The organism is Saccharicrinis sp. 156 (assembly GCF_050589685.1).
In the GTDB taxonomy this organism is placed as follows: Bacteria; Bacteroidota; Bacteroidia; order Bacteroidales; family Marinilabiliaceae; genus Saccharicrinis.
The window spans coordinates 124,804-137,509 of record NZ_JBNGOS010000015.1 but is presented as its reverse complement, the minus strand read 5'-3'; the positions used below and the strand labels follow the sequence as shown (position 1 = coordinate 137,509).

The window sequence follows — 12,706 nt, the reverse complement described above, 5'->3', positions numbered from 1 at the left end:
GTCCGTCTGTGTATGTGTTTTTGTACCAATAGGTTCCCTTAAGTTAACGGCTATGGATTACTTTCGGGAGCATCGTTATGGTGAGTTGAAAGTGATGCAACGAAGTGTCTTGTTTTAAAGTAATTTCAATGTGTAATAGAAATTCTAATGCATATTGTGGATTTAAACTACTGCTTTATTTCTTTTTTTGCCAATCTTATGAATTTTGTTCATTTTTGTAATTCTCAAATTATATTTCAGTAAGGTAAATCGATGGAATGAAATCTAATCCCAATTATACGATTAAAGATATTGCACAAATGGCAGGTGTTTCCAGAGGAACAGTCGACAGGGTAATACATGGAAGGGGTATTGTATCAAAAGATACATATAATAAAATTAAACTGATTTTAGATAGAATTGATTACCAACCAAATTTAGCAGCACAGTCGTTGCGTAAAGGTGCATTGTTTAAAATAGCGGTTTTGGTTCCTGATGGAGATTTGGATAGTTACTGGAAGCGCGCAATGACTGGCATTGAAAAAGCCATTAAAGAACTCTCTTTTGTTGGTGTAAACGTAAGTATGCATTTGTTTAATTCTTTAAAAGAGGTAAGCTTTACTTATAATGCAAACCAAGTTTTAAAGGAAGGATGCGACGGAGTTTTGGTTGCGCCTATTTTTTATAATGAAGCAATTGAGTTTTTCAAAAAGTGTGAGGAAAGAGGTATTTCATATGCAACATTTAATACGGATATAAAAGAAATTAACGCACTTTGTCATGTTGGCCAGGATTTGGTGAAAAGTGGAGAAACCGCTGCCAGTCTCCTAAAGAAAGTAGTAGGTAAAGCGGATGAGTATTTGATTGTTCATATTGATGTGGATATTTCGAATGCACGACATATTCAGGAAAAAGAGAATGGATTCGTCAATTTTATGGCCCAGAATAACATTGGGGCAGATAAGATAAAGAAGCTTACAATTAACAATCCCAAAGTCATGGAAAAAGAGTTGATGGCTTTGTTGGATAAATTCCCGAAAATTAAGGGAGTATATGTTACCACCTCTAAAGTTTATTACATTGCCGATATAATTGAAGCATATTCTCTAGACCTGAAACTCATAGGCTATGATTTGATTGATGAAAACAGAAGTCACCTGAAGAAAGGGAACATAGAATTCCTGATATATCAGAACCCTGGTCTTCAAGCCAGTTCTGCCTTATCACTTTTGGTGGACTACCTGGCTTTTAAAAAAGACGTGCCCAAACAGAAACTGTTACCTATTGAAATTGTGATTAAGGAAAACTATAAAGATTATACCGCATGGGTATAATGTGGTAAATTTCTGGAGTAATTAATACGAAAGCGTTATTTTATATATCTTAATAAATTTATACTGCGTCTTTTTACTGCTGACCAAGTTCTGTTTTATACTTTTTACTTTCTCTTTTAGCCCCATTCCATTATATTCTAAGCGCATATTATAATGAATACCATTATGTGCTCGAGCCAATTGAGTATAGAGGTTTCTAGAAAAAATATTTTAGCAAAAGAGTGCCATTATGATTTTTATATTGTGTTAAAAGACACATATTGAATGATATAGGATTGTATTTGCCACCAAGAATATAGTTGTTTAACCATATTTTCATGTTAATAATTAGTAAAAAACATAAAAGTGCACGTGCACATCTATGTTTTTTACTAATTTTGTGCTGTTCTTAATCAAAAATAGTTCACATGAATAGGATTGTAATCGCAGAAATAACTAACGCGGAAAATAATTGGCCACATTCATTAAAAAACGAGCATCGTATTGAAAATAATAATTGGAATTATGCCAGCGACGTCCGCGTGGGTTTTAATATCGGTTATGACAGCGGAAATATTTATTTGAAATTTTTCGTAGAAGAATCAAACACCAAAGCAGTATACAGAGCGTTTAACGAACCTGTATATGAAGACAGTTGCGTCGAGTTTTTTATATCCTTGGATGGGGAGAACTACTATAATCTCGAGTTCAATTGTATCGGAAATATTTTGGGAGGTTACGGTTCGGAAAGAAATAATAGGGAGGTTATACCAGCCTCTGTCCTTCAACAGATTGTAACGAAGCCATCGCTTGGTTCCAATCGGATTGAAATAATCGACAGGAAAACCGACTGGACCTTGGGCGTAAAAATACCAATTTCCGTTTTTATTCACGATAAGATAGAGAAATTGAATGGAGTACAAGCCAGTTGTAACTTCTACAAATGCGGAGATAAACAGGTGTTTCCCCATTATCTTTCCTGGAATCCTATTACGGCAAGGAAACCGGATTTTCATTTACCTCAATTTTTTGGGGAGATTATTTTCAACAATTAATACAGAAAAACCAATAAAACCAATAATAATGAATGCAATAAATTTTTCAGAAGTAGAAAAGAATTACTTACAAAAATCCGGGGTTAGTAAAACTACCACAAAAATACCTTATATCCCGGTAGACAATTTTCCGAAATTGGGTATGTTTACCGCATTTCGGTTTCTGGAATGGGTGGCAGAAAACCCCGAAGGAGTCATTAGCCTTCCTACAGGAAAAACTCCGGAATATTTTATTCGCTGGACGCAATATCTTTTAGAAAACTGGGACAATGCCAAAGGTAAAAAAGTAAGGGAAGAAAACGGTCTGAAAGTGAATAAAAAGCCTGATTTGAGCAAGTTGCATTTTGTACAGATTGACGAGTTCTATCCCATTCGATCAAGTCAAAAAAACAGTTTTTATCACTATGTGAACGAATACTATATTAAAGGATTTGGCTTGAAGCCCGAAAATGCGCTACTAATCAATTCCGATGAAATCCCATTGGTTGATGGAAAACACTTTTCAGAAGTATTCCCGGACAGTACCGTTGATTTGTCTTTAAGATATCGCGAAGCTAAAACAGCAAAAGAAAAAGAGCAGCAAAAATCAATCTTTATGATTGATGACTGGTGTGTTGAATACGAGCGTAAAATTAGGGAGAAGGGAGGTATTGGTTTCTTTCTTGGAGGTATTGGCCCGGATGGTCACATAGCTTTTAACACCCGGGGTGCCGATCATTTCTCAACAACACGTTTAACCAAAACCAACTTCGAGACACAGGCGCAGGCCGCAGGTGACCTGGGAGGCATTGAGATTTCCAAAAACAGGTTGGTCATCACTATTGGCCTTGAATCGATAACCTATAACAAAGAGGCCGTAGCCATCATTTTTGCGGCGGGAGAGGCAAAAGCAACAGTGGTTAAAAATGCCTTGGAAAGTGATGCGTCGGTATTGTATCCTGCATCAGTTCTGCAAAGTCTTAAAAACAGCCGTTTTTACCTGACTAAAAGCGCAGGGGTTAAGCTCAACGACAGTGTGAGTGCCTATTATAGCAATGGTGAATGGACACACGAAAAGACGGAGCGGGCAATTATTGATCTCTGTAAGCGTATTAATAAGTATGGCCCTAAGCTAGAACTATCCGACTTAATGGCGGATCCTTATTGTAGGCAGATTCCGAATCTTTCTCTGGATACAGTGAAGGAGGTTATTAATTCGGTAATTGCTAAGATTGAAACAGGATTAAGAACCGAAAAAGACCAGGTGTTTTATCACACAGGCCCTCACCACGATGATATCCAACTGGGAATACAGCCTCATGTAAATAGTACCTTGCTCGAAAAATCGAACAAATCTATTTTTTCGGTACTCACCTCCGGTTTTACTGCTGTAACTAATCATTTTGTTACAGATACCTTAAATAGTACCAAAAAACTGTTAGATGAGGGTCGTATTCAGATGATTAATTTTCCCGACTTTTTTGAGTCAGGATACAAATATAAATGGGACAAGGATGTTTATCACTTCTTGCTGAATGTAGCATCGGATGAGCCATTGGAAAGAGTCAGGGGCTTATGTCACCGTGTAATCAGAGCTATAGTATCTATTTGGGAAGTAAAGTCTTATGATGACTTGCGTAATACGATCAATGCTATCCTGGCTAATATTAGAGAAAGTTACGACGGACAAAAGAACCCACCTAAGATTCAAAAACTGAAGGGGATGATACGTGAATTTGAAGAAGAGCTGGTGTGGGCTCACTCCGGTGTTCAGGTGAAAAATGTCCGTCATTTGCGCCTGGGCTTTTATACCGGCGATATCTTTACGGAGCAACCTAACCGCGAACGCGATGTGCTGCCTATCCTGGAGGAGTTCAGGAAAGAAAAACCTACCGTTATTTCACTGGCCCTGGATCCTGAGGGGAGCGGACCCGATACACACTATAAAGTACTGCAGGCAATAGCCGATGCAGTGCGTTTATGGAGCAAGGAAGAAGATTTAAGCCAACTTAGAATCTGGGGATACAGAAACGTTTGGTTCAAATTTGCGCCTTCGGATGTTAACGTAATGGTGCCGGTAAGTATCAATGGTTTAGACGTATTGGATAAGTCGTTCTCAGATTGTTACCTGAGCCAGGTTAATGCATCATTCCCAAGTTATGAACACGATGGCAAATTCAGTACCTTAGCCAAGAATATTTGGGTGGAGCAGTTGGATAATGTTCAGTATTTGCTGGGTAAAGATTATTTCTATACCAATGAAAATCCGAATATACGAGCCAGTCACGGACTTATCTTCATTAAAGAGATGAATGTGGAGGAATTCCTGGATCAAGCTCGCGAACTGGAAAAATCAATGGAGGGATAAAATTAACAGGGGCTGCCTTCAGCGTTGCAGACAGCCCCTGTATTGGTTTATGCCAACTATATAATTTAATTCAGCACTTAAAAAATGAAAAAATATATTTATAATTGCAAAATCATTGTAAAGTGAAGTGCTAAAAATGTTGCAAATATCCCTGTGCACTTTTTTATAAAAACGATTAAAAAACAAGTATTCTGATATATGCCAAATAGTTCCCGGGATAATATTTTAATAGAGAAGCTGTTAAAAGATGACGTGTATGCTTTTGATAAACTTTTCGAAATTTATGCGAAAAAACTGTTTGCTTTCTCTTTTAGGTACCTGAAGTCGGAAACTGAGGCTGAAGAGTTGGTTCAAGAAGTTTTTATTAAAGTATGGGAAAAAAGAAAGACGTTAAAAATTAATACATCTTTTAAATCGTACCTTTTTACAATTGCGTATAACGATATACTAAAATACTTTAGAAGCAAGTCTTATCACCGGGCTTATGTGCGCGAGGCTATTGCGATAAGCGATGTTGAAGATAAATCTGATGAAAGATTGTATTACGCTTCTGTACTGGAACACGTTAATGAATTGATCGAAAAATTGCCGCAACGTCGTAAAACCATCTTTGTCAAGAGCAGAAAGGAAGGATTAAGTGCAAAAGAAATAGCCGAAGAATTAGGTATTTCTCCCGGAACGGTGGATAACAATATCTCTGAGGCCTTAAAGTTTTTGAAGAGCAGATTGAAAAACGAAGCATTGGCCCTTACTTTGTACTTTTCACTTTTCCTGCAATAAACATGAAGTAAACGCTTTGTTTACGTATCCAGACCCTAATATTCTGACACTATTGGGTAGTGTATAATAAGATCCTATTTTGACAGCAGCTTATTATTTGATTGTCCTCCCCCCAAAAAAATAAAAATAATCTATTTAAATTTGCATAAAAAGCTTGTAATAAGCTATGTAGGAGTGTAGTTTCTGTTAAACCTTAAAGAAATGCAAAAAAATATATAAAATCATCATGAGATTTGTTTTAACTATGGATATAGTAAGTAGAAGTTATTGTAAATTCATGGATCAAATGATGGAAAATCAATTGATGTTCGGAATATTACAAGCTATTATATAAGAACAGCATGCAACAAAAGGATAAAGAAGTATTAAACAATTATATGAACGATCTGGACGGTGCGATTGAACAGATTAGGGCTGAAAAGTGGCTAAGTTCGAACAAAACTATTGGGATTAAGGAATCTATGAACAATGACTGTGATAACATTGTTAATTTGATTGGCGGTAATACAAAGGTTTTAAATTTTATATTAAATAAGGTTCGACATAATGTACATTTGTGGCCAAAAGACAATAAAACTAATTTGGCGTATAGCATATACAAGTGTTTTTATGCAGCTTCTGCTATTACTATTGTAGCGTTAATAGTAACAGGTGTGTTTTCCTTAATAAAACTTAAAGAAACAAATAAAATGTTATCGAAAAGCGCTTCGGTCGTATTTATTGAGGCACCCAACCGAGGAGGACTATTCGTCTTTTGAGGCGACTTTCCAGAATGATTCTCTGGAAGAAGTATTAAGCCTGCTTAAGTATAGCTCTTCAATTGATTACAGAATATTAGCACGTAAAACGCAAACCGATGGAATCTTTACCAAAAGAAAGTGCTTAATTATTATAAACGCTAAGGTTTTAAACAGAAAAACCAGTAAATTTAGGTCAACGGATCTATGTATAGTACATCAAACGAATATTAAAAATCTATTGTTATGTGAAAAAACAGGGAGTCGCGCCAACGGCCCCCTGAAAAGTAAATTTTTTTAATAGTCATTTAAACATTACAAATTTATGAAAAAAATTAATTTTTTATGGACATGGGATAACCATGCCCTAACAAAAACTCTCAGAATTATGCGTATTTCCATATTCTTGATGATGGTTGGAACGCTTCAGATTTTTGCAGCTTCCACATATTCGCAAACAACCAAAGTTTCTTTAGACCTAAGCGAAATTAGTGTTGAAGAAGTGTTGGACAGGATTGAAGAAAAGAGCGAGTTCTTTTTTCTTTATAATGAAAAGTTAATCGATGTTGAACGCACGGTAGATGTCAAAGTAAAGGAGAAGCCAATCCATGAGGTATTGGATATCGTTTTTAAGGGTGAGGATGTTGATTATCACGTAGTGGACAGGAAGATCATCCTTTCACCCGGGTATATGAACGAACAAACAGTTCAGCAGGAAGGAAAGACTATTAAGGGTAAGGTAACCGATGCCGCGGGAGAACCCTTACCAGGTGTAAGTATAATTGTTAAAGGAACATCTATCGGTACTATTTCGAATATCGATGGTGAATTTTCTTTGAAAGTACCGGCTAATGCCGCTACAATTGCTGTATCCTTCCTGGGTATGGAAACACAGGAATTTGCCTTGGCGGGTCGTTCGGTATTTAATGTAGTTATGCAGGATATGATGGAGGGACTCGATGAAGTGGTCGTTGTGGGATATGGTACCCAGAAAAAATTAACAATGACTGCTGCCGTTTCTCAAATTGGATCGGAGATCTTTGAAAACAGAGCAACAGGTAACGCCGTGGAATCATTACAAGGTTCTTTACCTGGTTTAGTAGTTTCAAACTCAGCCAGTGGTGGTGAACCTGGAGCTGCTCCTAATATTAATATACGTGGTTTTATAACAAGTGGTGGTAGTGGTAGTATTAGTGATGCTGATCCATTGGTACTTGTTGATGGAATTCAGATGAGTTTAAGTGATATTGACCCGGAAGATATAGAATCAGTTTCTGTTCTTAAAGATGCTGCTGCGGCGTCTATTTATGGGTCGCAAGCTGCAGGTGGTGCTGTTATAGTAACCACTAAGAGTGGTAAAAATATGAAAGGAAAAATTAAAGTTTCGTACAGTAATAACTTTTCATTTACAAAGCCAACTACATGGCCCGAAAGTGCCAGTGCCATAGACTTTGCTTATGCCATAAATGATTCTCGCATTAACAATAACCAATCCGCCTGGCATGACGAAACAGATTTGGCTAACATTATGGCAAACATGGAAAATCCGGGTAGTGCACCAACAATTTCTGCAAATAATGCAGGAACAGATTGGGCTTATGGTACGCTGGGTATTCAAGGAACTGCTGCTACCAATTGGGATGATATTATTCTTAAAGATTGGGCAAGTAGACAGAAACATAATGTAAATGTATCTGGTGGTGATGAAAAATTGAATTTTTATCTTTCTGCTGGTGCTTATGATGAAGGTGGTTTATTAGCGGTTGGAAACGAATCTTTTCAAAGATATAATCTGGATGCAAAAATTTCAACAAAGGCCAATGAATGGTTAACACTGGAGTTAGCAACTAAATTATTAAAAAGTAAATCCGATTTTCCAACGGAAGCTACCAGCGGAAGAACTGTAGCCTGGAACAAGTCAAGAGTATTGGATTTAATTTCCAAACTAAAACCAACATTGCCTGTGGTAGACCCTATTTATGGTTCAGAATTGATATCGCATAAATATTATCCATTTTGGGATTACCAACGTGCACAAACAGAAAATAATCAGTTAGTGTTACAACCTAAGTTTGTTATTGAGCCTATTGAAAACTTAAAGTTAACAGGACAGTTCAATTACAGAAGAAATAATAATTTACAGGAAATAATTATTCTGGCAAGTGAACAAATAAAACCAACAGGTTTAATTGACAAAGTATCTCAGGAAAATACATCTTATAGTCCAACCATGATTACCAATGAGTATTTTTCTCCAAACATTTATGCAACTTATGATAAGTCTATCGGGAATCATAACTTTCACGCGACTGTAGGATATCAAAGTGAGGAAAATGATTACCGTTCCTTAGGGGCTACCACAGACTATTTAGTAACCAACAACGTAGTTTCATTAAATGCTTCATTAGATGATGATCAACTAGTGTCAGAAGCGATAACACATTGGGCAACGCAAAGTTTGTTTAGTAGGTTTAGGTATAATTATCAAGAAAAGTATTTATTTGAATTTAGTTACCGAAGAGATGGTTCTTCGAGATTTGCCCCAGATGATAGATGGGCTGGGTTTCCTTCGTTCTCAGCAGGTTATAACGTGGCGAAAGAAGATTTCTGGCCTTTGAAAGACTGGATCAGTACGGCTAAGTTAAGAGCATCCTATGGTACTTTAGGTAATCAAAATGTTTCTAATTACTTATATCTTTCAAATATTGACCTGGCTACTACCAGCTTTTTATTCGATGGAGCCACAGAAAATCGTGCCTTAACACCTGGTTTAGGTAGTGAAAGTTTAACTTGGGAAACAGTAAAAACCACAGATATTGGTTTGGATGTAAATGCTTTTAACAACAAGTTAAGTACGGCTTTTTCCTGGTACCGTACAGATATTGAAGGTATGGCTGCCCAGGGCTTAGATCTGCCAGCACAATTGGGTACAAATGCCCCGCTAACAAATATTGGAACCTCCAGAGTTCAAGGGTGGGAGATTGAAGCTACCTGGAAACAAAAGCTTGGAGATTTTGGTTATAGCGTAAGGGCTGTATTGTCTGACTATAAGAGAACTATAGTTGAATATCCTAATGATGCCTTGTCCTTAAGTCAAGCTCATTACCCGGGAAAAGATCTGGGAGAGATTTGGGGACTTCAATGGGATGGTTGGTTTATGACCGATGATGAGTATGATTCATATGCAATTGACCAATCTTTTATTCATAGTGATTTTGAAGCTGGTGATACAAAATACAAAGATTTAAACGGTGACAATGAAATTGACAGAGGAGATTGGGTAGTTGGAAACACAGGGGATTTTAGTGTTATCGGTAATACCACACCTCGATATCAATTTGCAATTAACCTAGGTTGTAATTACAAAAATTTTGATTTTAACGCATTTATCCAGGGAGTTGGTAAAAGAGACGTATTAATGTCCAATCACATACGTTTTAGAGGTCCTGCATCTGGTCCGTTCCATGTTAATGTTTGGCAAGAACATTTAGATTACTTCCGACCTGAGGACACCACAAGCCCACTTGGACCAAATGTCGATGCTTATTTCCCGGCTCCATATATGAATGGTGCAGGAAGAAATAACAGAAACTACCGTTATGCGGTTGATCGATATATCCAAAATGGCGCATATATGAGACTTAAGAGTATCCAAATTGGTTATACTATACCTAAACATTTAACAAGTAAAATCAAGGTAAGTAAATGTAGGATATTTGTTTCGGGAGAAAATTTATTTACTGTAAGTGATATGATGTTCTTTGATCCAGAGGTTGTAACATCCGGAGTGACTGGTAGTGCACAGTCTTATCCATTATCTAAAATGATTTCAACAGGATTAAACGTGTCATTTTAATTTTAAAAAATTAAAGAATTATGAAGAATATATTAAAGTTATTCATTTTAAGCTTTGCGATATTTTTATCGTCTTGTGAGGATTTTTTGGATAAAACACCTTTAGATACGATATCTGAAGCTGATTTTTATAAAACAGCGACTGATTTAAGAACTGCTCTTAATAATAATTATCAAGACCTGCCTGGTTGGGCAGCTCTGGCTGTTGGTAGCAGTGTGTTACCGGATAGCTATACCGATATGGGAACATCACAAAGCCCAAGTAATAGGCTAAGTGGTTTAAGTTATGAGGTTCCTACTTCAGCTAGTGCTTCTGTTTGGAGTTTTGACGAAGTAAGAGAAATGAATTGGTTTTTAGACCATGTGGATCAGGCTTCTGGCGATGAAACAGAAATTAACCACTATATTGGTGAAGGTTACTTTTTTAGAGCTTATTATTACTTCGAGTTATTGAAAAAATATGGTGACTTACCTATACTTGATAAATATTTTGATAATCTTGATGAAGAATATATCTATAAAGCCAGGGATCCAAGAAATGAGGTAGTTGACTTTATGATTGCCGATTTGGATACTGCCATTGCTAAATTAAAATCTTCGGCAGATATCTCTATTCAACCAAGAATTAATAAGGAGGTTGCCCAATTATTTAAAGCCAGGGTGGCGCTTTATGAAGGAACCTGGGAAAAGTATCATGCAGGTACCGATTTTGGCGTGGATGGATCTGATGGGTCTGCTTACTTGCAAATTGCAGCAGATGCTGCGGAGGCTGTAATTGATGGAGGCGTATTTTCATTACATAGCGATTATGGTTCTTTGTTTAATCAGATTGGATTAAAAGGGAATAGCGAAGTCATGCTTTGGAGAGATTATGATAATTTCGTTTTAGGAATTGGTAATCCATTGCAGATTTCCTGGCCGAACAGTTCTGCTTATACCAGATTTGCTGTTCGTAGCTATTTGTGTACCGATGGCGATCCTATATCCGTAAGTCCTCTATATGTAGGTGATAAAGATTTATCTACCATTGAAACCAATAGAGACCCAAGATTAGCAGCAACAATAATGGTGCCTGGAGATTTACTTTTAAAAGATACGGATGGTTCAGAAGTTCTCTATTCTCATCCGGCATTCTCTGTGTTCGGCACTGGAAATACTGGTTATGCCTCGCAAAAATATAGAGATCCAAATATAGATCCAAATACCCCTGGTGTGTTTACGAAAAGTACTTCTAAGATTATTATGCGTTATGCAGAAGCATTGCTAATTTTTGCCGAAGCAAAAGCTGAATTAGGTACAATATCACAGGCAGATTTAGATAAGTCCATTAACTTGTTAAGAGCTCGTGTAAGTATGCCTGGAATTACATTAGGAGCTATTACTGTAGATCCCGATTGGCCAAATTATGGCTATACGTTAACCCCCATATTATATGAAATACGCAGAGAGCGTTCCGTGGAATTAATAGCGGAAGGTTTTAGAGACGATGACATATACAGATGGAGAGCGCATGAGTTATTCGATGGGGATCAGCCTAGAGGAGCTTATTATGATGATGGAATTATAAGTGTAGAACTGGCTGCAAGTGATGCAAATCTGGATGCTGATGGTTATCTTTTACCGTTTTACGATTCAGGTAACTATAATTTTGATGAATCAAAAGCATATTTGCAACCAATACCATTGGATGAATTAGTACTTAACGAAAACTTGGAGCAAAACCCAGGTTGGTAGTCTTTATAGGGTGATAGGTTAGAGTGTGAAAGGCTGCTTAATAAGTTACTTATTGGGTAGCCTTTCTTTATTAAAATTAAGATATCACAATTTCCATAAGTAGTGGCTATAAGAAAAGGCAACAATTCTCTTTTAAAAACCCTCTAACGCTCCCGAATACGAGTTCGGGACAGGCTCTAAAGGGAGAGCCATAACTCCCCGTAGAGAGCTAATTCCCCTATAGGGGCTAGAGGTATTCACAAAGGAGAATTTATAAAATAGAGAGTTTTCATAGATGCACTAAGTAGGTATCTAATAATAGAACGAGCCTGAAAATTCAGTTTTCAAAAAACATTCAGTATCGTTCTGTACCAACAGCAAAAAGATATTCTATCCAAACCTGTGAGAATCGACTGTAATCAAGATTCTATTGATCAATTCCGGGAGGAACAATCAGATACAAAAGGGTTAAGTTTCGGGTTTAAAAGCCGATCAAACGGATAATATAAACCAAGATCTGTAGTTAGAAATTTGAAAAATATTTTAATGTCAGCAGGTATCAGCCGCCCCGATTACCTAACAGGATTTGTAATGCGTATTGCGGGTTTAAGTAATGTTTAGTTTTTGTTCATCGAATGGGTATTTTCGATAAAGTCTAATGACGATTTTGGGATAAAACCAATTCCCAATAAATGAAACTCCAACCTAACTGCCATTCTATTGTCGGATACCTTTGGCGAGGTATGGTTATTTAACAAAATTAAATAGTAGTTTTGATATAAAATGAGTTCATAATCTGCGTGTATCCAGTTTGATATGAGTGATGCCCTAATGGATGCATAAAAGACTGTAAAAAAAAATGTAATATTTCATCGTGAGATTTATCATAGCTGTGGATATATTATATGGATGTTCCGTAAACTCATT

Annotated in this window: 7 protein-coding genes; all 7 read left to right on the top strand. The window is 36.7% G+C overall.

The window, feature by feature from the left end:
* Positions 1-257: 257 nt before the first annotated feature.
* Positions 258-1,313, top strand: coding sequence for a LacI family DNA-binding transcriptional regulator (locus ACRD64_RS11490; RefSeq protein WP_430933501.1), 1,056 nt, complete (start codon positions 258-260; stop codon positions 1,311-1,313).
* A 407-nt stretch (positions 1,314-1,720) separates the two neighbouring features.
* Positions 1,721-2,347: a carbohydrate-binding family 9-like protein gene (locus ACRD64_RS11485; RefSeq protein WP_430933500.1), complete on the top strand. Its 627-nt coding sequence runs from the start codon at positions 1,721-1,723 to the stop codon at positions 2,345-2,347.
* Positions 2,348-2,375: 28 nt separating this feature from the next.
* Positions 2,376-4,694, top strand: a complete 2,319-nt coding sequence (locus ACRD64_RS11480; protein WP_430933499.1) for a glucosamine-6-phosphate isomerase — start codon at positions 2,376-2,378, stop codon at positions 4,692-4,694.
* A 198-nt stretch (positions 4,695-4,892) separates the two neighbouring features.
* The gene (locus tag ACRD64_RS11475) at positions 4,893-5,474 is read left to right on the top strand and encodes an RNA polymerase sigma-70 factor (protein ID WP_430933498.1); all 582 of its coding nucleotides are present in this window, start codon (positions 4,893-4,895) and stop codon (positions 5,472-5,474) included.
* A gap of 341 nt (positions 5,475-5,815) precedes the next feature.
* The gene (locus tag ACRD64_RS11470; protein ID WP_430933497.1) at positions 5,816-6,232 is read left to right on the top strand and encodes a hypothetical protein; all 417 of its coding nucleotides are present in this window, start codon (positions 5,816-5,818) and stop codon (positions 6,230-6,232) included.
* A 304-nt stretch (positions 6,233-6,536) separates the two neighbouring features.
* Entirely contained in the window at positions 6,537-10,067 is a 3,531-nt protein-coding gene (locus tag ACRD64_RS11465) for a TonB-dependent receptor (RefSeq protein ID WP_430933496.1), read from the top strand.
* Positions 10,068-10,087: 20 nt separating this feature from the next.
* Positions 10,088-11,800 carry a RagB/SusD family nutrient uptake outer membrane protein gene (locus ACRD64_RS11460; RefSeq protein ID WP_430933495.1) on the top strand — a complete coding sequence of 571 codons (1,713 nt, stop codon included), beginning with the start codon at positions 10,088-10,090 and terminating at the stop codon, positions 11,798-11,800.
* Positions 11,801-12,706: the final 906 nt, after the last annotated feature.